The organism is Janthinobacterium sp. PAMC25594, from assembly GCF_019443505.1.
GTDB lineage: Bacteria > Pseudomonadota > Gammaproteobacteria > Burkholderiales > Burkholderiaceae_D > Janthinobacterium.
Genome location: NZ_CP080377.1, coordinates 994611 through 1021167, shown reverse-complemented (window position 1 = coordinate 1021167; position 26557 = coordinate 994611). Strand labels below are relative to the sequence as shown.

9 protein-coding genes are annotated in these 26557 nt (G+C 61.5%); 6 read left to right on the top strand and 3 right to left on the bottom strand.

The window, feature by feature from the left end:
- Positions 1 to 27: 27 nt before the first annotated feature.
- Genes KY494_RS04315 through KY494_RS04305 form a run of 3 tightly spaced genes read left to right on the top strand, consistent with a single transcriptional unit; the run spans position 28 to position 18953 of the window.
- A complete protein-coding gene (locus KY494_RS04315; protein ID WP_219890043.1) occupies positions 28 to 18276 on the top strand; it encodes a hemagglutinin repeat-containing protein in 18249 nt (6082 codons plus the stop codon).
- Between the two features lie 10 nt (positions 18277 to 18286).
- Positions 18287 to 18538, top strand: a complete 252-nt coding sequence (locus KY494_RS04310; RefSeq protein WP_219890042.1) for a hypothetical protein — start codon at positions 18287 to 18289, stop codon at positions 18536 to 18538.
- 1 nt (position 18539) lies between these two features.
- Entirely contained in the window at positions 18540 to 18953 is a 414-nt protein-coding gene (locus KY494_RS04305) for an Imm70 family immunity protein (protein WP_219890041.1), read from the top strand.
- Positions 18954 to 19085: 132 nt separating this feature from the next.
- Here the strand turns inward: KY494_RS04305 and KY494_RS30100 are convergent, their stop codons facing one another.
- The gene (locus KY494_RS30100; RefSeq protein WP_375143500.1) at positions 19086 to 19193 is read right to left on the bottom strand and encodes a hypothetical protein; all 108 of its coding nucleotides are present in this window, start codon (positions 19191 to 19193) and stop codon (positions 19086 to 19088) included.
- A 720-nt stretch (positions 19194 to 19913) separates the two neighbouring features.
- On the opposite strand from KY494_RS30100, the gene KY494_RS04295 reads away from it, so the two are divergent.
- The 3 genes from KY494_RS04295 (at position 19914) to KY494_RS04285 (ending at position 24331) form a co-directional block, all read left to right on the top strand.
- Positions 19914 to 21479, top strand: coding sequence for a phage tail sheath C-terminal domain-containing protein (locus KY494_RS04295; protein WP_219890039.1), 1566 nt, complete (start codon positions 19914 to 19916; stop codon positions 21477 to 21479).
- A gap of 86 nt (positions 21480 to 21565) precedes the next feature.
- Positions 21566 to 22852 (top strand): hypothetical protein, encoded by a 1287-nt coding sequence (locus KY494_RS04290; protein ID WP_219890038.1) that lies wholly within the window; start codon positions 21566 to 21568, stop codon positions 22850 to 22852.
- Positions 22853 to 22999: 147 nt separating this feature from the next.
- Positions 23000 to 24331 carry an IS4 family transposase gene (locus KY494_RS04285; RefSeq protein ID WP_219891479.1) on the top strand — a complete coding sequence of 444 codons (1332 nt, stop codon included), beginning with the start codon at positions 23000 to 23002 and terminating at the stop codon, positions 24329 to 24331.
- A 270-nt stretch (positions 24332 to 24601) separates the two neighbouring features.
- Here KY494_RS04285 and KY494_RS04280 read toward each other — a convergent pair whose 3' ends face one another.
- Both KY494_RS04280 and KY494_RS04275 read right to left on the bottom strand, forming a co-directional pair.
- The gene (locus KY494_RS04280) at positions 24602 to 25135 is read right to left on the bottom strand and encodes an ankyrin repeat domain-containing protein (protein WP_219890037.1); all 534 of its coding nucleotides are present in this window, start codon (positions 25133 to 25135) and stop codon (positions 24602 to 24604) included.
- Between the two features lie 38 nt (positions 25136 to 25173).
- The gene (locus tag KY494_RS04275) at positions 25174 to 26373 is read right to left on the bottom strand and encodes a YbfB/YjiJ family MFS transporter (protein ID WP_219137131.1); all 1200 of its coding nucleotides are present in this window, start codon (positions 26371 to 26373) and stop codon (positions 25174 to 25176) included.
- Positions 26374 to 26557: the final 184 nt, after the last annotated feature.

Below are 26557 nucleotides of genomic sequence, written 5' to 3'. Positions count from 1 at the left end.
ATCATTTAATTGTCATTAGGACATTTCATGAACAAGAACCTGTACCGCATTATCTTCAACAAACGCCGTGGCCAATTGATGGTCGTCGCCGAAAATGCTTCCTCGCAAGGTAAGGCGTCCAAGGGGGAAGGTGGCCTGGATAGCGGCGTGTTTGAGGGCGATGGTGGCGGGGTCAATGCCAGGTTGAGGCCGCTGGCCTTGGCGATATTTGGCGCACTGGGCATGGTGGCCTTTGTGGCCGGTCCGGCCATGGGGCAGATCGTGGCCGACCCGAACGCGCCGGGCCGGCAGCGTCCGACCGTGGTGCAAAGCGCCAATGGCGTGACGCAGGTGAATATCCAGACGCCGAGCGCCGCCGGCGTATCGCGCAATACCTACAGCCAGTTCGACGTGACGGCGAATGGCGCCATCCTCAACAACAGCTGCGGCAACGTGCAGACGCAGACGGGCGGCTGGGTACAGGGCAATCCGTGGCTGGCCGGTGGCAGCGCGCGCGTCATCCTCAACGAAGTCAATTCGGCCAACCCGAGCCAGCTGCGCGGCTATGTCGAGGTGGCGGGCCAGCGGGCCGAAGTCGTCATCGCCAACCCGGCCGGCGTGGCCATCGACGGCGGCGGTTTCATCAACGCCAGCCGCGTCGTGCTGACGACGGGCACGCCGATGCTCAACGATGGCAGCCTGGACGGCTACATGGTGCAGCGCGGCGTAGTCAGCATCAACGGACGGGGACTCGACACCTCGCTGAGCGACTACACGGCGATCCTGGCGCGCGCCGCGCAGATCAATGGCGGCATCTGGGCGCAGGAATTGAAAGTGGTGACGGGCGCGAACCAGATCGATGCCGCGCATGGCGTGACGGGTGGCGGGCCTGGCGTGAGTCCGGCTCCAGCCTATGCGCTGGACGTGGCGCAACTGGGCGGCATGTATGCGGGCAAGATCACCCTGGTCGGCACGGAATCGGGCCTGGGCGTGCGCAACGCCGGCGTGCTGGCGGCCACGGCGGGCAACCTGGTGCTGCAATCGAATGGCTGGCTGAGCAATAGCGGCAATATCCAGTCCGCAGGCGCCGGCAGCCAGACGAGCATCGCCGTTACGGGTGACGTGGCCAACAGCGGCACTGTATATGCGGGCGGCGACAGCCAGGTGCAGGCCCAGGGCAATATCGCCAACAGCGGCGTGATTGCGGCCCAGGGCAATGTCCAGGTGCAAGCCACGGGCGCGGCAGCGCGCATCGATGCCACTGCTGGTTCGGTACTGGCGGCTGGCTTGAATTTGGACAATACCTTGGCCGTCAGCGGCAAGCTGAGCGTTTCTGCTGGCGCCACCATTGCCGTGCACGGCACGGCGGTCGCGGGTGGAGACAGCAGCCTGGCGGCGCGCCAGCTGGACCTTGCTGGGGCGCAAGTGTCGGGCGGGAACGTCAGCCTGGGCGCCAGTGCCGGCGACCTCGACGCCAGCCGCGCGCAGGTCAGTGCGCGCGACCGCCTGCAGCTGGACGCGGCGCAGACCGTGCGCAGCGATGCGGCGCAGCTGACTGGCCAGCAATTGGGCGTGAATGCGCACGACTTGTCGAACGTGGGCGGCCAGATCATGCAACTGGGCAGCGGTGATCTCGCCATCAGCTTGCCAGGGGGGGTGGACAATACGCGCGGCGTGATCGCCACAAATAGCCAGGCCTTGCGCCTGCAGGCCACCAGCCTGAGCAACCAGGACGGCCAAATCCAGCATGCGGGCGCGGGCGCGCTGGAGATCGGTGCGGCGCAAGTCAACTTGCAGCGCGGCAGCATTGTCAGCAATGGCGCCATGGCGCTGAGCGGCGAACACATCGACCACCGCGATGCCCGCACGGTGGCAGGGCAGCTCAGCATCGACGCCACTACCCTGGACAACCGGGGCGGCAGCCTGGCGCAGAGCGGCCAGAGCGACACGCGCGTGCAGATGCGCGGCGGGCTGGACAACCGCGGTGGCGCGCTGGAAAGCAATGGCGCCTTGAGCGTGCAGGCGAATAATATACAAAACCAGAAGGGCCGCATCGTCTCGGGCACGGACCTGGCGCTGTCGACTGGCGTGCTGGACAACACCGAGGCGTCTCTGGCTGCGGGCCGTACACTGCGCCTGGACAGTGGCGACATCGACAACACGCGCGGCCAGATCCAGGCGCTGTCGGGCAATGCGGCCTTGACGGTCGCAAAGTTGAACAATACGGCCGGCAGCGTGTTTTCCGGTGCCAACCTGGCCACCCGGGCCAGCGAAGTGCTCAATAGTGGCAACCTGTACGCGGCGGGTAGCCAGGCGCTGCAGGTGAGCGGCGCCGTCAGCAATAGCGGCGTGATCGCTGCGCAGGGCGACAACCGCATCGACGCCAGCCGCATCGACAGCACCGCTGGCAGCTTGCTGGGTGCGGGCATCCGCGCCGACGGCAGCCTGGTCGGCAGCGGTCAGTTGCAACTGACCGCTGGGCAAGCGATCAGTGCGCACGGTCAGAACCTGGCCGCTGGCAAGACCGGCATACATGCTGCCGTCATCGACCTGAGCGGCAGCCAGACGGGCGGCGCGGCCATTGATTTGAATGCCAGCGGGGGCAATGTCGTCACCGATAACGCGTTGGTGACGACCACCGGCCTGCTGTCCGTGACGGCAGCAGCCAGCAGCCAGGCCTTGTCGAACGTGCGCGGCAGCCTGAGCGCTGGGCAACTGAACCTCACAATGGGATCGCTCGACAACCGTAGCGGCACCCTGATCCAGACGGGCAATGGCGACACGGCATTGCAAGTCAGTACCCTGGACAACACGGGCGGGCGCATCGCCGTCAACAGCGCGAACCTGGTGCTGCATGCCAACAAGGTGAACAACCGCGACGGCAGCATCGAGCACGCGGGCACCGGCCGCCTGAACATCGACGCGGTGCGCTTCGATGGCGAACGGGGCAAGGTGACGGGCAATGGTTTAGTCGATATCCAAGCGGAAACAGTCGATCACCGCCAGGCAGTCACGTCCGGGCAGCAGGTAATAGTGCAGGCCGGCCAGCTGGACAATAGCGACGGCACCCTGCAGCAGACGGGGCCAGGACAGATGCGCGTGGATGTGGCGCAAACGCTGGACAACACGCGTGGCAACATTGCAGGTAATGGCGGCCTGCAGCTACAGGCGGGCGTGCTGGACAACAGCAAGGGCCGCATCACGTCCGCTGCTTCGGCAGATATCGCCAGCAAGGGCGCGCTGAAAAATACGGATGGCGTGATTGCCGCCACGCAGGCGCTGCAGTTGACGGGTGTTGAAATCGATAACACGCGCGGCGTATTGCAGGCGGACAATTTACGTCTGGATGCGGCGGCCTTGCTGAACCAGCAGGGGACGGTGAGCGCTGGCACGGACCTGACGGCGCGCCTCAGCGCAGACTTGAACAATGCGGGCCTGCTGTATGCGGGCCGCAACCAGCAACTGACGGTCGGCGGTGTGCTGACCAACAGCGGGTCGATTGCTTCCGTCAACGACACCCATATTACCGCTGCCAAAGTGACCAGCAGCAGCCTGCTGGGCGCTGGCGTGAAAGCGGATGGTAGCCTGGGTACGACAGGCGACTTGACCATCAATGCGGATGGCGTGTTGCAGGCGAGCGGACAGAACCTGGCGGCTGGCAGCGCTGTGCTAAAGGGTGATGCCATTGATTTGTCGAACAGCCAGACGGGCGCCGCGAATATCGCCATCACCGCGCGCAGCGGCGACGTACTGACGAACAAGGCAGTGATTTCCGCCAGCAACGTGCTGGCGATCACGGCCAACGCAAACAACGCCCAGTCGCTGGTGAATAGCCAGGGCCAGCTGGTGGGCGGTCAGTTGCAGCTGAACGTGGCCAACCTGAACAACGCCAGCGGCGAGATCGTGCAGACGGGCACGGGCGACACCGTCATCACCACGGGCAAGCTGGACAACACGGCCGGCCGCATCGCCGTCAACAGCGCTAACCTGGCTTTGAATGCGACGGTGCTGACGAACATCAATGGCAAGCTGGAACACGCGGGCGCCGGCATCCTGGCGATTAACGCAGGACAATTCAACAACCAGCACGGCAAGATCACGGGCAATGGCAAGCTCGATATTACGGCTGCCACCTTGGATCACCGCAGTGCGACGACGGTAGCAAATCAGCTGACCGTCAATGCCGGTACGCTGGACAATCGCGCCGGCAGTCTGGCGCAGACTGGCACCGGCTTGATGACGGTGGCGGCTACTGGCCAGCTCGACAACACGGGCGGCAAGATCGAAGGCAATGGCAATGCGCTGGTCAAGGCAACCACCTTGCTGAACAGCACGGGCCGCATCGTGGCGGCGCAGGATGCCACATTGAACGTGGGTAGTCTGGACAATACGGAAGGCACGGTGGCAGCTGGGCGCAACCTGGCATTATCCGGTGGCGATATCGACAATACTAAAGGTCAATTGCAAGCCGTGGCGGGCAACGCCACCTTGAACGCTGCGAATTTGAATAATGCGGCAGGCAGCGTGTTTGCCGGCGGTAATCTGACCACTACGCTCGATACCTTGAACAACACGGGCAGTCTGTATGCGGCCGGCAATCAATCCCTGACTGCAACAGGCGCCATTGCCAACACGGGCGTGATCGCGGCCCAGGGCAATGCCAGCCTCACGGCCAATAGCCTCGACAGCAGCGCGAGCAGCTTGATCGGCGCCGGCATGCAAGCCGATGGCAAGCTGGGCACAAGTGGCGACTTGACGATCCATACCGCGCAAGCGCTGGCTGCGCATGGCCAGAATCTGGCTGCAGGCAAGGCGACGCTGACGGGCGGTAACGTGGATCTGGCAGGCAGCCAGACCAGCGCGGCCAACATCGGCCTGACGGCAAACCAGGGCGATGTCAACACGAACAAGGCTGTCGTGACAACGGCGGGCACGCTGAATGTGACAACGGGCACTTCTCTGCATAACACGGAAGGTACCTTGCAGGCGGGCCAGTTCGATCTGCATGTGGGCAATCTGGACAACGCCAAGGGCACTATCTTGCAGACGGGCACGGGTGACACGAACATCGCCACCGGCAATCTGGACAATACGGCCGGCCGCATCGCCGTCAACAGCCAGAACCTGAACATCGATGCCGTCAGCGTCACGAACAAGGACGGCAAGATCGAGCATGCGGGCACGGGGACGTTGAATTTGCAGGCGGGCGTGCTGGACAACAGCAAGGGCCGCATCACCTCGGCTGCATCGGCTGACATCATCAGCAAGGGGGCGCTGAATAATACGGATGGCGTGATGGCAGCGACTGCCGACTTGCATGTGGGGGGCGTGCATATCGACAACACGCGCGGCGTCTTGCAGGCGGACAAATTGCGTCTGGATGCTGTGACCTTGCTGAACCAGCAAGGTACGGTGAGTGCCGGCACGGACCTGACGGCGAAAGTGAGCGGTGACCTGAACAATGCGGGCCTGTTGTATGCGGGCCGCAATCAGCAACTGACTGTCGGCGGTGTGCTGACCAACAGCGGGTCGATTGCTTCCGTCAACGACACCCATATTACCGCTGCAAAAGTGACCAGCAGCGGCCTGCTGGGCGCTGGCGTGAAAGCGGATGGTAGCCTGGGCACAGCAGGCGATCTCACCATCAATGCCGATGGCGTGTTGCAGGCGAGCGGACAGAACCTGGCGGCTGGCAGCGCTGTGCTAAAGGGTGATGCCATTGATTTGTCTGGTAGCCAGACGGGCGCGGTCAACATCGCCATCACGGGAAATACTGGTGATGTACTGACGAATAAAGCCGTCATCTCGGCCACCAATCTGCTGACGATCACGGCCAATGCGAATAATGGACAATCTCTGGTGAACAGCCAGGGCCAGTTGGTGGCAGGTCAGCTGCAGCTGAACGTCGCTAACCTGAACAACGCCAGCGGGGAGATCGTGCAGACGGGCACCAGGGATACCGTCATTGCCACCGGCAAACTCGACAACACGGCGGGCCGCATCGCCGTCAACAGTGCTAATCTGGCCTTGAACGCGACGGTCTTGACGAACCTCAATGGCAAGCTGGAACACGCGGGCGCTGGCGTACTGGCGATCAACGCGGGGCAATTCAATAACCAGTTCGGCAAGATCACGGGCAATGGCAAGGTCGACATCACGGCTGCCACCTTGGATCACCGCAGTGCGGCGACGGTAGCAAATCAGCTGACGCTCAACGCCGGCACGCTGGACAACCGCAGCGGCAGCCTGGCGCAGACGGGCGCCGGCTTGATGAGGGTCGCGGCCACGGGCCAGTTCGACAACACGGGCGGCAAGATTGAGGGCAATGGCGATGCGCTGGTCAAAGCCCAGGTATTACTGAATAGCAAGGGCCGCATCGTGGCGGCGCAGGATGCCGAGCTTGCAGTGGGCAGCCTGGACAATACGGAAGGCACGGTGGCAGCTGGGCGCAACCTGGCATTATCCGGTGGCGATATCGACAATACTAAAGGTCAATTGCAAGCCGTGGCCGGCAACGCCACCTTGAATGTGGCGAACTTGAATAATACCGCAGGTAACGTGTTTGCCGGCGCCAACCTGAACGCGACACTGGCCAGCCTGAACAACACGGGCAGCCTGTATGCGGCTGGGAATCAAGCCCTGACCGCAACAGGCGCCATCGTCAACACGGGCGTCATCGCGGCACAAGGCAACAACAGCATCACGGCGAAAACCCTCGACAGCAGCGCAAGCAGCCTGCTCGGTGCCGGCATGCAGGCCGATGGCAAACTGGGGACAAATGGTGACCTAACGATCAGCACAACACAAGCGCTGGCCGCACATGGCCAGAACCTGGCTGCGGGCAAGGCGACGCTGACGGGCGCCAGCGTGGATCTGGCCGGCAGCCAGACCAGCGCCGCGAACATTGGCCTGACAGCAACAACGGGCGACGTCAGTACGAACAAGGCGGTCGTGACGACGCCAGGCATGCTCAACATCACGAGCAATGCCACTTTGCACAACACGGAAGGTACTTTGCAGGCAGGACAGCTCGATTTGCACGTGGGTAACCTGGACAATACCAAGGGCACTGTCATCCAGACGGGCACGGGCGATACCGTCATCCAGACGGGCAATCTCGACAACAGCGCCGGGCGCATCGCCGTCAATAGCGCGAACCTGACCCTGGGCGCGGCCAGCTTGACGAATGCGGGCGGCAAGATCGAGCATGCGGGTGCCGGCACCCTGGCCATCACGGCGGCCACCTTGCAGGGCGCCGGCGGCAGCATCATCGGCAATGGCGCCGTCGATCTGAAGGCCGGCTTGTTTGATCACGCCAACTCCACCACCACGGGCCGTTCTTTGAACGTGCAGGCCGACAGCCTGAGCAACCGTGGCGGCCATCTGCTGCAGACGGGCGCGGGCGGCATGACGGTTGCCGTTACCGGCCAACTGGACAATGCAAATGGAGAGATGGCCGGCAATGGCACCTTGTCGGTGCAGACCGGCAGCCTGGACAACACCAAAGGCAAGATCACCTCGGCCACGTCCGCCGACATCGTCAGCACCGGCACACTCGTCAATACAGACGGCGTGATCGCGGCCGCAATCGATCTGCACCTGGGCGGCGCCATCGACAATACGCGCGGCTTGCTGCAGGCGGGCACTGGCGCCTTGCGCCTGGATGCGGCCAGCATGCGCAATGCACAAGGCACGCTCAGCGCGGGCAGCGATATCACGGCCAAGGTCAGCGGCGACGTGCTCAACGCGGGCGTGCTGTATGCGGGACGCAACCAGAGCCTGGACATCGGTGGCTTGCTGAATAATACGGGTTCGCTGGCTGCCCTGGGCAATACGATGATCACGGCGGGCAGTCTGAGCGGCAACGGCCTGTTGGCGGCCGGCATGCGCGCCGATGGCAGCTTTGCTTCGGCCGGTGACCTGACGGTGACGGCCCGTGGCGTCTTGCAGGCTGGCGGCCAGAACATGGCGGCCGGCCAGCTGCAAATGACGGGCGCGTCGGTCGACGTGGGCGGCAGCCAGAGCAGCGCGGCGCATATCGGCTTGACGGCCCTGGCGGGCAACGTGACGACCAGCAAGGCCGTCGTGTCGACCAATGGTTTGCTGGCCATCACGGCCAATGCCGCCAATGGCCAGGCATTGGTGAACCAGGGCGGCAGCCTGAGCGCGGGGCAACTGTCCTTGCGCGTGGCCAACTTGGACAACGCCAAGGGTAGCTTGATCCAGACGGGCACGGGCGACACCGTCATCGAGACGGGCGCGCTGGACAATACGGGCGGGCGCATCGCCGTCAACAGCGCCAACCTGCGCCTGCAGGCGGGCGACCTGACGAATATTGACGGCAAGATCGAACATGCCGGCAAGGGCGTGCTGGAGATCCGCGCCACGAATCTGTATGGCCAGCGGGGCCAGCTGACGGGTAATGGCGCGTTGCAGGTGGCGGCCAATTACCTCGATCACCGCAATGCCAGCCTGCTGGCGCAGCAGGTGAACGTTTCCGCCGGCATCCTCGACAATCGTCAGGGGCAAATCACGCAGCTGGGCACGAGCGCGGCGACAGTGCTGGCCAGCACGCGTCTGGACAATAGCGGCGGCAAGATCGAGGCAAATGGCAATGTGCGCGTGGAAACGGGCGCCTTGCTCAACGATCATGGCCGTATTGCGTCTGCGCAAGATGTCAATGTGGCGGCGACGGGCAAGCTGGATAATACCTCCGGCGTGATCATTGCCGGCCGCGACCTGACCTTGGCTGGCGGCACGGTGGACAATACCCTGGGCCAGCTGCAAGCGGCGGGCGGCAATGCGCAATTGACGATGGACGAGCTGCTCAATGCACAGGGCAGCATCGTTGCCAGCGCTAATCTGACGACGACAGCGGGCAGCGTGCGCAACAGCGGCAGCCTGTTTGCCGGCGCAGAGCAGGTATTGTCCGTGACGGGGGCGCTGGAAAATACCGGCGTGATCTTGGCCCAGGGCAACAACACGATCAGCGCGAAGAGTATTGACAGCGGGGCAGCGAGCCTGATCGGTGCGGGCGTGAAGGCCGACGGCAGCCTGCAGATGAGCGGCAATCTGCAGATCACGACGATGCAGGCATTGGGCGCGCATGGACAGGTGCTGGCGGCAGGCAATGCCGTCCTGCGCGGCGGCAGCGTCGACCTCGGTGGCAGCCGCAGCAGCGCCAACAGTATCAGCCTGACGGCGACAACAGGCGACGTCAGCACCAGCGGCGCCGTGGTCACCACGCCGGGCGCCCTGACGATTACATCTGGACAAGCTGGCTGGAACAACCAGCGCGGCGATATCAGCGCCGGCCAGCTGGCCGTTGGCGTTGGTAGCCTGAACAACCAGCAAGGCAGCATCGTGCAGACCGGTGCCGGCAATACGGCCATTGACCTGACATCGCCAGCGGGCGTGCTGGACAACACGGGCGGGCGGATCGCCGTCAACAGCGCCAACCTGAGCCTGAAAGCGGGTACGCTGACGAATACGGATGGCAAGATTGAGCATGCGGGCAGCGGCACCTTGAGTCTGCAAGCGAACCAGCTGAACGATTTGCGCGGACAGATCACGGGCAATGGCGCGCTGGTCGTGACGGCCGGCACCATCGACCACCGCAACGCCAGCACCATCGCGCAGCAAATCAGCGTGACGGGCGCGACCCTGGACAATGGCGGCGGCAACCTGACGCAGCTGGGCAAAGGCGACACCAGCATTCAACTGACGACCAGCCTGGACAACCGCGGCGGCACCATCGCCAGCAACGGCAACACGAATATCGTCGCACCAAGCCTCGATAACCAGGGCGGCAAGCTGCAGGCGGCCGGTACGGCCAACCTGACGGTCACGGCAAATAATGTGCTCGACAACAGCCATGGCGGCGCCATCGCCGGCGGCGGCAATGTCGTGCTGGGCGCGGGAAATCTGCTGAACCAGGGCGGCAGCGCCACGGCGGGCGGGCAGCTGACGGCAAATGTGGCGCAGGCATTGAGCAATGCGGGCGGCATGCTGGCGGCCACGGGCAATATGAGCGTGAACGCGGCCAGCGTGGACAACAGCGCCGGCGGCAAGCTGGCCTCGGTGCAGGGCCTGTTGACGGTCACGTCCACGGGCGCCACCGTCAACGACGGCGGCACCATGCAGTCGGGCGGCGACATCATCCTGCGCAATGGCGGCCTGTCGAACGCGCTGGGCACCATCGCGGGCGTGAATGTCACGCTCGATACGCATGGCCAGGCCTTCAACAACATCCAGGGCACCTTGGCGGGCACGGGCACCGTCAACTTGCAGACGGGGCTGCTGAACAACGATGGCGGCTTGCTGCAGTCGGGCGGCGCCATGATCATCGATACGCACGGCAATGCTTTACTCAACACCAATGCGGGCGCGTATGCCGTGCGCCATCCGGGCAGCGCGGGCGGCATCAGCAGCGGCGCAGGATTAGCCCTGCAAACGGGCAGCTGGAACAATGCGGGCGGCTATCTGGGTGCGGCCGGCAACATCACGGGCAGCGTGGGCCTGCTGGACAACCGCGGCGGCCAGATCGTCGGCAAGTCGGCGCTGGACCTGGCCCTGAGCGGCTTGCAAAACCAGGGCGGGCAAATCCAGGTACTGGGCAATATCGGCCTGAACGCGGGTGGCGGCAGTATCAATAACCAGCAAGGCTTGATCCGTTCCGGCGCGGCCGTTACCGTGACGGGCGGCACCATCGACAATGCCAGCACCTTGGGTGCGAACCAGGGTATCGAAGGCGTGCAGGTGACCTTGAACAGCGCCAATGTCAGCAATGTGCAGGGTGTGGTGCGCGCGGACGGCAACCTGGCGATCAACAGCGCAGGCAGCGTCAATAATACCCTGGGCATGCTCAGTGCTGGCGGCACGGCTTCCGTGCAGGATAACGGCCCCGGCCGCGGCCTGGCCATCACCAACACGGGCGGCACCATCATCGGTGGTTTGCGCACCGATATCCGCGCAGGCAGCCTGAGCGGCGACGGCAAGCTGTTGTCGCAGCAAGACCTGGCGCTGGACCTGGCCGGCAACTTCACGCTGAACGCGGGCGCCGAGATCATGGCCAATGGCAGTGCCGGTATCACTATCGGCGGATTGCTGACCAATGCAGGCAAGATCCAGGCGCGCAGCACCCTGACCCTGGGTGCCGCCAATTTCGATAACACGGCCACGGGCGACATCAATGCGGGCACGACGCGCGTCAACGTCGGCGGCGTGCTGAACAACCGCGGCGTGATCGACGGCATCAACACGGAACTGAACGTCGGCACGCTGAACAACCTGGGCACGGGCCGCATCTATGGCGACCATCTGAGCATCGCCGGCGGCACCGTCAACAATGACGTGGAGGGCGGCGTGGCGGCCACCATCGCGGCGCGCACCCGCCTCGACATTGGCGTGACGACACTCAACAACCGCGAACACGGCCTGATCTTCAGCGGCGGCGACATGGCCATCGGCGGCTATTTGGACGGCAACCGCATCGCCACAGGCTGGGCGGGATCGGTGACGAATGCCAGCGCGACGATCGAGGCGCTGGGGAATCTGGAGATGGGGGCGAGTCAGTTCCGAAATTTAAATACGCATTTCAGGATCGAGACGCTCGATAGCGGACCTGAATCCGTCGTGGAATTTGAGAGCATGACCCCTGGAGAAGAAGGCAAGCGGTATCGGCTGGGTGCTGCGGGAGTCTACGAACATAAAACGGGGGATTACTACCACTTGGTCGTCAATGGTATGAACGTGAGGGATTACAAAAGATATGAGCTTACCCGCACCTCGCGCAAGGATACGGTCGTTGAGACAGATCCCGGAAAATTGCTGGCAGGCGGAAATATAACGATTCACGCCAGCAGTGCCCTTAACGACCAGAGTCACGTCATTGCTGGCGGCGTGCTGAAAGTCGAGGGAACGACACTGCTTGCTCCAGAAGTGAGGTTGCAGACATATTTTCGTGAGTCCGGATCAGTCACAAATATTATGTATGGACCAATATCGGCTACCGGCGGTGCCATGAGTATGGCAAAGGGATCATACCGTTACGACCCTGTCGAGAAGAGTTCGTCTGACATCGTCAAGCAGATATATGAAAAAGCGACCTATAGCTCGCCGTCATCGACAGGAGTGAGCGGAGTCAATGGCGGCACCAGCGCCACCGGTGCCACCAATGCAAATGTGACGCACACGGCAGTGAATGGCACGCCTGGCAGCGTTGCAGGTGTGAATGCTGCTGGTGGGACAGGCGCCGGGGCAGCCAGCGGTACGGGGACATTGAACGGCGCCAGTGGGACGGGCAATGCGGGGCAGGTGGGCAATGTTGGCGCGCTCAGCGGTTCGGCCGTCGCCGGCGCCACGGGTGCGGGCGGACAGACGGCAACGTCGGGCATCGATACTGGCCGCGCCACGGTGGGTGTCGATGGCAAGAGCGCGGATGCCGTGGCAGCGCAAGGTAGTCAAGATGGCAGTGGCCGGATTGGCAACGCGGGGAAAACAGCTGGCCATGGCGCGGTGCAGGGCAGTTCCGCCGGCGCGGCCACAGGAAGCGGCGCCGCCAGCACGGTCGATTCGGCCCTGCTGGCGCGTGACGCGCAGGGAGGTCCCGGCGCGGTCGGCGGAGGCAGCGGCTTGCAAGGTAGCGGACGTCTCGGCAACGCTGGCCAGTCGGCCGGGCATGGGGGCGTACAGGGCGGCTCTGCAGGTACCGTTGGCGGTGCCGCCGGGGCTGGCAAGGTCGATCCTGCCTTGCTGGCAGGTGGGACGCAAGGCGGACCCGATGCGGTAGAGGGGACCGGCGGCTTGCAAGGTAGCGGGCGTCTCGGCAGCGCTGGCCAGTCGGCCGGGCATGGGGGCGTACAGGGCGGCTCTGTAGGTACCGTTGGCGGTGCCGCTGGGGCTGGCACGGTCGATCCCGCCTTGCTGGCAGGTGGGACGCAAGGCGGACCCGATGCGGTAGGGGGGACCGGCGGTGTGCAAGGTAGCGGACGCCTTGGCAGCGCGGGCCAGGCAGCAGGCCATGGCAGTGTGCAAGATGGCGGCGTTGCCGCCGTCGGCGGAGTGGCTGGTGCTGGCAAGGTCGATGCGGGCTTGCTGGCGAAAAATACGCAAGGTGGTCCTGCCTCAGTGGGCGGCGGCAACGGCTTGCAGGGGAGCGAGCGTGCCGGCAATGCTGGCCAGGCGCTCAGCCTGGCGGGCGTCAAGCAGGAACTTGCGGCAGGCGCTACGGGGCCGGGCAAGGCCACACAGTCCGACATGGCCGCAGCGCATGGCGCCACGGTGTCGAGCGCCACCGGCAGCGCAGCGCAGGTGGCCGGCGCCGGCGGCGCGTCCGCCGGACGCATGACGGTCATCGGCCAGGTGGCTTTGGCGAACCCTTCGGGCCGCGCGCAAGTCGTGCGCACGACGTCGCCTTCCACGCAAATTCCGAATGCCAGCCTGTTCAGGACGAGTCCCGGACCTGCGTCGCGCTTCCTTGTGGAAACGGATCCCCGTTTTGCCAATTACAAGGACTGGACGGGGTCGGACTACCTGACCAGCAAGGTCCAGCTCGATCCGACAGTGACGCAAAAGCGCCTGGGCGATGGTTTTTACGAGCAACGCCTGGTGCGCGAGCAGATCGCGGAATTGACGGGGCAGCGCTTTACCGGCGACTATTCCAGCGATGATCAGCAGTATCGGGGACTGATGGATGCCGGTGCCGCCTTTGCCCAGACCTGGGACCTGCGTCCCGGCCTGGCGCTGACGCCGGCACAGATGGCGGCGCTGACCAGCGATATCGTCTGGCTGGTGGAGCAAAACGTGACCTTGGCCGATGGTTCCACGCAAAAGGTGCTTGTGCCGCAAGTCTACGTGCGCGTGCGTGAAGACGACCTTGATGGCGCAGGCAGTCTGTTGGCAGGCAAGGAGGTCGATATCCGCTTGTCGGGCGACCTGGTGAATGGCGGCACCATTGCCGGCCGTGAAGTCGTGTTGCTGAATGCGGAGAATGTCAGCAATCTGGGAGGCCGTGTCGGCGCCGATAACGTCGGCATCGCGGCGCGCAACGACTTGAATAATATCGGCGGCACCATTTCGGCCAATAGCACACTGCAGGCGAGCGCGGGACGCGACATTAATATTTCCACCAATACGCTGGAAGACGGGCGCTATCTGGGGCGCGTGGCAGGGCTGTATGTGAGCGGCGATGCCGCCAGTGGCAGCAGCCTGGTGCTGTCTGCGGGAAGGGATGTCAGTATTGCTGGCGGTATTGTCAGCAATACCGGGCCGGGCGGCGTCACGGCAATCTCTGCCGGGCGGGACCTGAGCGTCGATACGGTGGTGGCTACCTCCGGCAGCGGCTTGTCGGCCAAGCGTATCGAGCAGCAGGCGGGTGAAGTACATGGCGACAAAGTAGCGTTGATCGCCGGCAATGACATCAATAACCGCGGCGGCAGCGTTGTTGCGGAATCCCAGTTGCTGGCCAGTGCAGGCCGCGATATCAACGTGGTCAGCACCACCGTCAACAACGCCAGCGAGCGGTGGACGGGCAATACGTCGACCAGCACCACCATCGGCTCGACGGCAGGCATGTACGTGACGGGCACGGACCAAGGCAATGCCCTCGTCGTGCAGGCAGGGCGCGATGTGATGGTGACGGGCGGCGTGATCGCCAACGCGGGCGTGAATGGCCAGACCAGCGTGATTGCTGGCAATAACCTGACCCTCAATACCGTCACCGTGGCTTCCACTCAGAATGACATACGCAACGCCGACAATTACAGCAAGCAGAGCAAGACGGGGGAAGTGGGCAGCCAGATCATGGGCGCCGGCAACGTCAATTTGCAGGCGGGCCATGATCTGAAGGCGCGTGCGGCGGATGTGCAGGCGCAGGGAACGTTGGGCCTGGTGGCGGGCAATGACATCAGCCTGGTCAATGGTTTCCAGAACGAAGTGAGCGATACCGCCAGCAAATCGACGAAGGAGGGCTTCTTGAACAAGACGACCACCACCAAGCATGACGTGGTCAGTACGACCACGGCAATCGGCACATCGCTTGGCGGCAGCAGCGTGACGGTGCAGGCGGGGCACGATCTGCAAGTCACCGGTTCGAGCATCTTGAGCGATGATGCGACGCGATTACTGGCAGGTAACAATATCACGATCGATGCGGCCACCAATACCGTGTACGAGTTGCATCATTCCAGCACCAAGAAAAGCGGTTTCATGAGTAGCGGCGGCATCGGCTTCAGCTACGGCACCAAGACCACGACGGTGGACCAGGAGCGTGACGCCACCTTGCAAAGCGGCGAGGCGCGCAGTTCGATCGGTGCCACGGGCGGTGCGCTGACGATGGTTGCCGGCAATAACGTGACGATAGGCGGCAGCGATATTCTTGCCGCCACCGATCTCGATATCATCGGCAAGAGCGTCACCATCAAGCCGGGCCAGGACAATGAGAAGGGCAAATTCGAAGTCAAGACCACGCAGGATGGCTTGACCCTGGCTCTGGGCGGCAGCGTGATCAGTGCCATCCAGACCTTGCAAACCATGAGTTCGGCGGCCAGCACGGCCAAGGATGGCCGCGTTACGGCCATGGCGGCCGCCACGGCGGCCATGGCCGCCAAGGACGCTGCCAAGGACATGATGAAGGAAGGCGGTCCAAGCATCAGCATCAGCCTGACGGCGGGCCATTCGGAAAGCATCCAGACGCAAAATACGGCCAGCACCACGCATAGCGGCAGTGTGTTGACAGGCAACAATATCAACATCACGGCCCTGGGTGGCGGCAAGGATAGCAACATCAATATCCTCGGTAGCGACTTGAATGCGAAGAACGATATCCGCCTGCATGCCGACAATAACGTCAATCTGCTGGCCGCGCAGGATACGGAAAGCCAGCACAGCAAGAGTTCGAGCATGAGCGCAGCGGCTGGCGTGGCGGCCAGCGTCAGCAGCAAGGGCATGTCCTTCGGCTTCACGGCCAGCGTCAGCGGCAGCAAGGGCCATGAGGATGGTGACGGCACGACGCAGCTCAATACGCATGTGAATGCGGGCGACAAGTTGGTCATCACAAGCGGTGGCGACACCAACATCAAGGGCGCCGTGGCCAGCGCCAACCAGGTGATTGCCGACATCAAGGGCAATCTGAACCTGGAGAGTCTGCAAGACCTGGCCAAGTTCGACAGCAAGAGCCAGAGTCTTTCCGTCAGCGGTACCGTGGGCTTTGGCGCCAGCGTCAGCGGCAGCTATAGCCAGAGCAATATGCACAACGACTATGCCAGCGTGCAGGAGCAAAGCGGCATCAAGGCGGGCGACGGCGGCTTCCAGATTAAGGTGGGCGGCAATACGGACCTGAAAGGCGCCGTCATCAGTGCAACGGAGGCAGGCAAGCCAAACAGCAGCCTGATTACCTCGACTTTGACGCACAGCGACATTGCCAATCATGCGATATCGAAGGGCAGCAGTGTTGGGGTGTCGGGAGGAGTGTCGTTCGCAGGCACGGGGCCTAAGAACGATAACCTCACCAACGTCGGCGGCGAGAAGGATGCCAAAACCGCAGGTTTGCCTATTATCGTGGGGACTAGCGAAAATGCCAGCAGCACCACGCGCAGCGGCATCAGCGGCGGCACACTCGTCATCACAGACGACGCGGCCCAGCGCGCGGCGACCGGCAAGGGAGCGGAAGAAACTATCGCGGGTGTGAACCGCGATGTGACGACCGGTGTGGATAGCAGCGGCAAGATCGGCAATAATTTCGACAAATCCAAGCTGCAGGCGACGATGGATGTAACGGCGGCGTTTGCGGCGGCGGCGGCAAATGAGGTGGAGGCGTACGCCAAAGACAAGCTGGCGGAAGCATTTGATTTGAAGGACGCAGCGTTTCGTGAGCCTGACAAGACGAAAAGAGACGAAATGTTGCTCCAGGCAGCAAAGATTGAAAGCGATTGGGCTGAGGGGGGCACTTCCCGACTGCTGGCCTCCACGGCGATTGGTGCGCTGAGCGGTGGTTTGACTGGGGCGGCAGTGAATGCCGCTGGCACCAGTGCTTCTGGCTTACTCAATCGTCCAAAATTACCGGATTCTTTCAAGTTGTTGTCATTAGAGCAGCAGGCCCAAATTGGGTATATAGGAGCTGAGTTAGGCCTCAATGCGTCTAGTTCACCTGATGAATATAAAGTATTGAAGGAAGTGACTGATCTGCAGCACGACCCTTCATTGCAGGATATTTCGCCCGCTGAAAGACTGCGTCGAGTAGACAATTATTTGAGCTTACGGGGGGCAACAGCTGAACAAATTGCGGATATCCATGAATCGTATGTGCGGGCAGGCTTCATTAAAAATCCTAATGTAGAGGTGCACACCGTTCCTGCTTCGGACGTTTCGAATGAAAATTTATCAGATGCGAGCAGTGCTGTACCAGACGCTTTCTTGCTATCTCGATATCTCGACAAAGGTTCCCAGCATGTCGGGACTGCTGTCAAGGAATTTGGTAATTTTATTGAGAGTAAGCCTGAAGCGAAACTTGCCTTGGCCGGGGCGGACTTCATGGCCGGACCTCTGATGTTTACTGTCAAGCAGGTTCCCGTAGTAGAAAAAATGATCGACAAGGCGACAGGGGAAGTGACTGATTTACTTGCTGGAGGATTTGAACGTGCAGGCTACGTAGGCAGTGATGTTCAAGATGGCGCCATTGGCACTACTGTTATACTGTCGACTGGCATTGGCGGTATAGTTGGTGCAGTAAAAAAACTGGGGAAATCCATTGATTTTTCGCGCAATACTGCTCAGGTAGTAGAGCGAACTATCGAAAATACTCCCATTCCCATACGAAATGCGGAATTGATAGGCGCGGATGGAAAAGTCATAGCGCGCCAGAATCCGTTGACCAATGCATGGGAACAGAGTGTACCTTCCTTGTCGAAGGATGGTGTAAGTGGCTCAGCTGTTAACCCGCTAAGAGCAGGGCAACTTTATGAGGTTGAGCAGTTATCAGCACTTGGCGTTGGAAAAAACAACACCGTATTTAGACCGAAGATAGCGGAAGTTGAAACGGCGACATTCAAAGCTATGGTAGGAGAACCAAAATATACCCCAGGGGGGCAGTTAAAAGGAACAATTTTTGACAGCGTCGAGAATGGTTATCTTGAAATTAAAGGTGGTACTAGTGAGTTGAATTCCACTTATCAACTACGTTTGGAAACATATAAGGCAACCGTAGATCGTCAACCTTTTACAGTGCAAACAAATCGACCAGTGAATCCTCAGTTTCAAAAATATTTGGATTTCTGGGGAGTGAAAGTTATTAAACCTTAGTGAGATATTGATGGATTTTTTTTATACAAAACACCAAGCGGTAAGAGGTGCGAAGGCAGATGCGGAGGTGGGGGATAAAGTATATTTAATAAAAAATGTATCCCAGCTTCGCTTAACTTACCAAATAAAAATGCTGGCCTATATGGCGTATGAGCGAAAATTAAAGCTCATAATTCAGTTACCAAAGACTGCGAAAATTCACGATTCGTTAAGGAACTTTGTGAATGGTGCGAATGGATTAATTAAAATTGAACGGATGTAATATGGGACTGTATCTTTGTGTGTTTGATGGAGATGAAGAATTGGAAGGTGTCGAAGTCGGCTCGTATGCGGATTTCAATTTTTTTCGTGACGCTGTCGCTGCCACCGTTGAAACTGGAACAGTTGGTACAGTGTGTCCAGTGCTTAATACTCATTCCGATAGTGATGGTGAGTGGACAAGTCAGGAAGCTGAACGTTTACTTGCTGAGTTGATGCAGATAGCAGAGGTGCTGTGTTGCTATCCTCCTGTTGAATTCAATTCCGAATGGAAGAAAGAAGTTGCTAAGACTTTTGGTCTTTGTCCTCAAACATTGCTGGATTGCTTTTTTGATATTGATGGTGAATCATTAGTAGCACGATTGAAGCAGCTAGCACAGATTAGTATTTCTAGTGGACAACCAATTTTATTTCAATGACTGAACAGGGTGCGAGGTCAGGTTGAGCTAGGCCGCAAAGTTTCGTGTGCATAATTAACTGTCCTGAAAACCCGAACTGGGACCAGGGTCAGGTTGTAGTGCCGGGGTCAGGTCCGCCACTCGTACACGATCTCAGCCTTGGCCGTCGCGATCTGCAGCAAGTTGCGCTTTATTAAATGCCGATATGGCTCGACTGACTGTCCTGCTCGATACGTGAAAAGCGGCGGCGATGTGGGACATGGTAAAAGCGGTTGAGAGATAGGCGCGTGCCATTGCCTCGTCCCTATCGCTATAGCGGGCGTGATATTACGCGAGTGACAGTGTGACAGCGCGGCGCTGAAGATCGGCGTATCCTTAAATTTATCGGGGCGCTTTGATTGCTGCTGTGCTGAGATGAAGGCGTTGTCGCCCAGAAGAATCTGATGACAGTTGCGAGTAAGCGGACTGGTGTATCCTATCCCGGCCGCGACAAACCGGCAATAGCGGATTTTTCAGTTGAGGGTATTTTTGAGGGTATCGGTAACTGAGTGGTTTGGAAAACACTTAAAAATCAAGCGCTTAGCAAGATCGTTGACAATTGAGTGGGAGTGAGTTTCCCTCAGAAAATTTTGCATGTCGGATGACTGAATAAGCCAAAGCCCTGTTTTTACAGGGCTTTTTTTTATGCAGCCAGCCCCCTGCAGCAGTACGTTGAACGCGAACAAGCGCCGAGAGCATGTGATCGACGCTATTTTACGCAATGTCTTTTTTAACTGCGGATACAGCAATATTTTTTTTAATTTATTAAAAAACAAAATTTCATATTAAAATAATTACTTGTCGCCAAGGTGGCGCCAACTTGGCTTGCTCACAAATCACTGACACGGCGATTTTTGCCGTTGTTTATCGTATGTTGACATTCAGCTTGCGGCCGCCGCGCCAGCCTTCAAGCCCAGTGCCGGACAGGGAGCGATGATGCAATTGAAGACCCCCGGCGTGTATATCGTCGAGCAGGATGCATTTCCCAATACGGTAGTCGAGGTGGCCACGGCGATACCGGTGTTTCTCGGCTACACCGAGAAGGCTGCCGACGGACCTGTTTCCAAGGCACGCATTCCCACCCGTATCGGCTCGCTGGTGGACTATGTGCGTATCTTCGGCGGCCCACCGGTGCCGAGGTTTTCGCTGGCCCCCGGCGTCAACCAGAAGACCCTCACCGCCGCATTGGCGCAGCAGTTTTTCCTTTACCACGGTGTGAAGCTGTACTTCATGAACGGCGGCGGACCGGCCTACGTGATATCGGTGGGAACCTTTGCCAGTGTCCAGGTCTATGGTATCCAAGCCTCGGATTTCATGCCGGAAGGTGATCCCGCCGGCGTCAGGGAAGCCCCGTTCGATGCCTTGAAAAAAGTGCTGGATGTGACGCTGATCGTGGCGCCGGACAGTGTCTTGCTCGCTGGTGCGGACGATTGCTACCAGTTCTGGCAGGCGGCGCTCCAGCATTGCGGCGGCATGCAGAACCGCATGGCGCTGATCGACATCCATGGCGGCGGCAGGCAGCGTACCTTTGACCCGGACGGTGATGTTATTTCCGGCAAGAAGGATGGCTTGCGCGAGAAAATCGGCAGCAATTTCCTCAACTACGGCGCGGCCTATTATCCGTGGCTCAATTTTGATGTGGTCGACGAAGGCAGCATCACCTACGACAGCCTGCAAGACGCAGGGCTGGCGTTGCTGGCTGACGCGCTCAAGGCCGAACTGGCGGCGATGAAGCCGCAACCCTCCGCGCAGATGCAAGGCAACATGAACACCCTGTATGCCGCCATCCAACATCGGCTGCCGGCCGACGCCGTTCCACTGCCAGCCGGCACGGAAAGCCGCACGGCGGTGATTGCGCGCCGTCATGACCAGCTTCGGCAGGTGAGTCCCTTGTACCAGCGCGTGGTGGCCGACATGCTGGCGCTGGCCAACCAGTTGCCGCCGGCCTGCGCCATGGCTGGCGTGTACGCGCGGACGGATGAAAGTGCTGGCGTGTGGATGGCGCCGGCCAACACCAGCATCATGGGGGCGCTCTCGCCGATGGTGGATATCTCGCATGACGACCAGGAGGATCTGAACATGCCGCTCGACGGGCGGGCGGTCAACGCGATCCGCACCCTTCCCACGCGTGGCCTGGTGGTGTGGGGCGCGCGCACGCTCGATGGCAACAGCGATGACTGGCGCTACATCAACGTGCGCCGCACGCTGATCATGCTGGAGCAATCGATCAAGAACGCGATGCTCGCCTATGTCTTCGCGCCCAACGCGGCCACGACCTGGGCGGCGGTGCAGAACATGATCTCCAACTTCCTGACCAGCCAGTGGCAGAGCGGGGCGCTGGCCGGCGCCAAGGCGCAGGATGCGTTCAGCGTGCAGATCGGTCTGGGCAGCAGCATGAGCGGCGACGATATCCTGAACGGTTATATGCGCGTGTCGATACGCGTGGCATTGCTTCATCCGGCCGAATTCATCGTGCTGACATTCCAGCAGCAACAGCTGGTTTCCTGAACGCTTATCGAGGAGTCATTGTGATGGCAGGAGTACCGCAAGACCCAGGCCGAAGGCCGCTGGACGGCGAGACTGACACGGTGTCGATGACGGTCACGCTGAACGGGCATGTCATGCCGGATGACTATGCAGTCGAAAGCATACACGTCACGGGCGAGCTCAATCGCCTGGGCACGGCGCGCATCGTGCTCGCCGACGGCGATCCGTCCACGGGGGGATTCAAGCTTAGTACGGCAGACACGCTGCTGCCCGGCGTGACGGTGGAGGTCGCAATAGGCTACCACCCGAACATCAGCACCGTCTTCAAGGGCATCATCGTCAAGCACGGCATGCGGATAGGCGGACAGGGCGGCTCGCAGCTGGTGCTGAGCTGCGCCGAGGTCGCCATCGGAGCGCCGGTGCAAGCCGACAACAGTTGCGTACTGCTAGTCGCCTATGGCGAGTCGATCATCGCGTTCAGTGCCGAGCTGGATGCGCGCTCCGGCGTGCGCGGTACGGTGAGTTTCCAGGGCAATGCGCTGGCGGTGCCGGGCAAGACCATCGAACTGGCCGGACTGGGCAAGCGCTTCGACGGCGACGTGTATATCACCCGCGTGGAGCACACGCTGGAACACGGTAACTGGGTGACCGAGCTCACTTTCGCCCTGCCGCCGCGCTGCGTCGCCAGTGACAGCGGGCAGGTGCATGCCCCTGCCATACCGGGCTTGCAGATTGGCACCGCGCTGCAGGTCGAGGCCGACCCTCAGGGCCAGCTGCCCGGGCCACACGCGCCGGACCAGGGCGGGCCGTTCTTCATGCATGCGAACACGGTGAACATGAGGGACATCGAAATCACGGCCGCCAAGGCGCTGGAGGCGGAGCTGGCCTGGCTGGATGCCGTCATCGCGGCGTCGATGGCGCAGTATTTCCAGCGCGCCGACGCGCCTCGCATGCCGGAGCCGCCCACCTTGCCGGCGCACGCGCCGTATGCCTTGGCGTTGCGCAAATGGGGGCTCAGTACCGAGGAGCGGCTGGTGCTGATTCTTGCGCTGGCGCCGCATGTGCGTCCGCAGGCGCTGGACAGTTTCCTGATTCGCAACGCCAGCATGGATTTGCCGTTCAGCGAGTTCGGCGGGCAGGGCGGCAGTCACCGGGGTTTCTGGCCTACCGCCGAGACCGCGTCATTTCTGCTGGCTGGCGACCGGCTGGCGGCACGCTTGGCCACGCATCGCCTGTTCGGCGCCGGCGCGCCGCTGCGCAGGCTTGGCTTGCTGGCATGGGACGAGTGGCCAGCCGACGGCGCTGGGCCCTGGACCCTGCTCGGTCACCCGCTGAAACTGGGACGCGAGGCGCTGTCGTTGCTGGTCACCGGCGAGTCTTGTCAGCCCGACTAAGAGCCACCCCTTTAAAGGTGCGTCGCCACAGATGAAATAAAACCTGCACTCTTTGTAGCAAACATCATCTAACTGGGGCAGGAGGAAACTGCCATGATGATGAATGCTGTGGTATCGCACTGCGCAAAAATCAGCCCGCTGACTGTAATGGCAAGGCTGGTGCTGCAACGTGCCCTCGATCCTGCTTGGGTCGATGCACTGTTCGAGCGTGAACGTGGCGCCCAATACCAGAGGGAGCTACTGTTCTCGACGACAGTCGAACTGATGTCCGTGGTCGCAGTTGGGCTGCGGCCATCGCTTCACGCTGCAGCGCAGGCTTACCCTGATTTGCCTGTTTCGGTGCAAGCTTTATATGACAAGGTCAAGCATACCGAGCCGAACCTGGTACGGGCTCTGGTCACCGGCAGCGTCGAGCGCCTTGGAGATGTGATCACGCCATTTTTGCAGGGGAATGCACCGCTGGTTCCGGGTTACCGCACCCGAATCGTGGACGGTAACCATTTGCCTGCAAGCGAAAAGCGGTTGAAGCCTTTACGCGCCTTTCGCGGCGCCGCAATGCCTGGCCAGTCCCTTGTGGTGTATGACCCTGATTCGGGCCTGGTCGTCGATATGGAGCCTTGCGAAGATGCACACTCGCAGGAACGCGCCGTAATGCCGCCGTTACTAGAGCGTTCGCATCCGGGCGACCTGTGGATTGCTGATCGCAACTTCAGCACGCGCATGATCCTGTCCGAATGGGATCGCCGTGGGTGTGCCTTCATCGTGCGTGAGCACGGTCGTACGCCCAATCCGGCACCGCTCGACGAGCTGACATATCGAGGGAGAATCGCGACCGGCGCCGTCTTTGAACAGTGCGTTGCCATCCCTGGAGCTACAGGACAGAAGGTAGCATCACGTCGCATTGAACTGCAACTTTACAAGCCCACTGACGATGGCGAAATGATTCTCCGATTACTGACGAATCTACCAAAAGAGCATTTCAGTGCACGCGCCATTGCTCGCCTATACAGCAAGCGCTGGCGGATCGAGACAATGTTCCAGCGGCTCGAATCGGTCTTGCACAGTGAAGTCAAGACTCTCGGACACCCGCGCGCAGCCTTGTTCGCGTTCGGTATCGCGATCCTGGCCTATAACGTGCTGACTGTCTTGCAGCGCGCGGTAAGCACCGCGCACGACTTGGTTGCCAGCGGCATTGAGCTATCGCCGTTTTATGTGGCCGTGGAGGTACGGGCGCACTATGCCGGCATGGTGATGGCTGTGCCAACCAAAGCATGGCGGCGCTACGACGCCATGTGTGCATCAGAGCTGAGCAAATTACTGCTTCAGATTGCCGCTTACGCCAAACCAAAAACGCTGCGCAAACACCCTCGCGGCCCGAAAAAAACAGTAAAAAAAGGCTACGTGGCCGGCGCTGTTGCGCGACGCCACGTATCAACGGCACGGGTATTAAAAGACGGTGCTGTCAATGTACACCTTTAAAGGGGTGCGACTAAGAGCCTATCCCAGTAGGCCCGTTGCACGCCAAGCGATGAGGCCGCAATCACCGCTGCGCTGCTGGGCGCGCTTTGCCGATGCCGAACCGCTGGCGATGCTGTCCAGTTTGTCGGCCATGGACGGCTCGGCCGTGCCGGCGTTCGGCATTCCGACCCGGCGCCAGGCACGACGAATGAGCGCGGGCGCTTGGTGCGGCAGAGCGCTTCCTGAACGCTCCAATGGCAGTCGCAAAACTGCCGGTGATGTCGGCGTTGGCTACGCCGTCTGCCCCAGGCTGGCCAGGCGGGCCAGCGTCTCCTGCGCATTCATGGACTTGGCCAGTTTGACGGCAGTCATGCCGCGGCTGTCCACGGCATCGATGCGCGCGCCGTGCCGCAGCAGCAGTTCGAGGATGGCCAGGCGGTTGAACATGGCGGCCATCATCAACGGTGTCTTGCCGTCCGGGCTGGCGCCTTCCACGCTGGCGCCGTGCCGCAGCAGCAGTTCGGCGATCTCCAGGTAGCCCTTGTAGGCCACGCCGGCCAGCGGCGTCTGGCCCTGGTCGTTGGGGACGTTGGCGTCGGCGCCCGCTTCGAGCAGCAGGCGCGACGTTTCCAGGTGGCCGAGGTAGCTGGCCAGCATGATCAGGCTGTCGCCTTTTTCGTTGCGGAAGTTGACGGGCACGCCTTGCGCGAGCATGGCGCCCAGTTGCTGCGTGTCGCCTTCGCGCACCAGGGCAAACAGGCCCTGGATGAATTCCAGCGTTTCGGCATCCATCGTTGCCGGGGCTTTCCGTGCATCGGTGTTCATCGTGATCTTTCTGCGCAGGTGGTCAATCCAGCAGTCTACTATGCGGCCGGCGCCAGCGCCTTTTGCCGCGCGGCCAATGCGGCGCCGATGAAGAGGGCGATGGCCGAGGCGATCAAGCCCCGCTCCAGTCCTGCCGGGCCGTCGGCGATCCAGCCGACCGCGATGGGGCCGACGATCTGGCCCAGCGCGAACACCGTCGTGTAGGCCGTTATGCCGGCCGTCCACGATTGCTGCGGCAGATTATGCCGCACCAGGGCCGTTGTCGAGGCCACCACCGACAGGAACACGGCGCCGAAGACCAGGCCGGAGAGGAACACGACGGGCACGTAGCTGGTCAGCGCGGGCAGAATGGTCACCACGCCCAGCACGCCATTTAATATCGCCAGCGATTCGCCGCCCTTGTAGCGGTCGAGCATGCGGGCCCAGATGCGCGACGACGCCACCACCGCCAGGCCCAGCAGGGTGTAGAACACGGTGATGCGCGCCGGTGGCATGCCTTGCTGCTTGAGCAGGGCGATGACGAAGGTCATGTAGCCGATATAGCCGACGCCAAACATGAAGTAGCCGGCCAGGCTGGGGGCGAAATCGCGCCAGGCGAAGCGCCGTGGCGTGTCGAGGGCGCGCGGCGCTTCGCCGATGGCTTTCGCCGGCAGGGCCATGATGGCGGTGGCGAGCAGGCAGGCGATGCCCAGTGCCAGCCAGGGCCATTGCCAGGCATGCGCGGCGCCATGCGCCTGTGCGGCCGCCAGCGCCGCCGGCACCAGCAGGGCCGACAGCGCGATGCCGAAACCCGTGCCGCCGTAATACAGGCCGATGTAGAAGCCGGCGCGCTGGCTGTGCATGGAGCCGAGCCGCGCCGCCAGCACGCCGCCGGCGATGAAAATGAAGGCGCTGGCCACGCCCGCGCACACGCGCTGCAGGAACAGGGCGGTCGTATCGCTGACCAGGCCCGACATCAGCATGAAGACGCTGGCCAGCACGCAACCAATGATGAGCAAGCGCCACACGCCCAGGCGGCGCATCAGGGCCGGCGTGGCCAGGGCGCCCAGGAAATAGCCGAGCGCATTGAAGGTGTTCATGGCCCCGGCCAGCAGGTAGGACCAGCCCAGATCGGCGCGCATGGGCGGCAGCAGCAAGCCATACGAAAAGCGCGACAGGCCCAGGGCGACGGCGGCACCCAGCGAGAGCGCCAGCGCCGTGGCCAGCGGATGGGCCGGGGAATGATCGTGTGTCGGCATGGCCTGGTGACCCATCTATGTGAAAACGTGCAGTGGAGCTGGCGCCGGGTGGGGCAGGCCGGCGGCCAGGGTGGTGGGCGACAGTGGCATACGGTGCTCACCGCGCGCCGGTTTTTACTGCCAAGTTAATGAATCGGTGCTGAGAAGTCAAGCATGCCCGCACCTGAATAGTGCAGGGACCAAG

Coding starts and splice junctions, on each gene's coding strand:
- KY494_RS04315 (WP_219890043.1), top strand. CDS start 28: ATGAACAAGAACCTGTACCGCATTATCTTCAACAAACGCCGTGGCCAA.
- KY494_RS04310 (WP_219890042.1), top strand. CDS start 18,287: ATGGATTTTTTTTATACAAAACACCAAGCGGTAAGAGGTGCGAAGGCA.
- KY494_RS04305 (WP_219890041.1), top strand. CDS start 18,540: ATGGGACTGTATCTTTGTGTGTTTGATGGAGATGAAGAATTGGAAGGT.
- KY494_RS30100 (WP_375143500.1), bottom strand. CDS start 19,193: ATGTCCCACATCGCCGCCGCTTTTCACGTATCGAGCAGGACAGTCAGT.
- KY494_RS04290 (WP_219890038.1), top strand. CDS start 21,566: ATGACGGTCACGCTGAACGGGCATGTCATGCCGGATGACTATGCAGTC.
- KY494_RS04285 (WP_219891479.1), top strand. CDS start 23,000: ATGGCAAGGCTGGTGCTGCAACGTGCCCTCGATCCTGCTTGGGTCGAT.
- KY494_RS04280 (WP_219890037.1), bottom strand. CDS start 25,135: ATGAACACCGATGCACGGAAAGCCCCGGCAACGATGGATGCCGAAACG.
- KY494_RS04275 (WP_219137131.1), bottom strand. CDS start 26,373: ATGCCGACACACGATCATTCCCCGGCCCATCCGCTGGCCACGGCGCTG.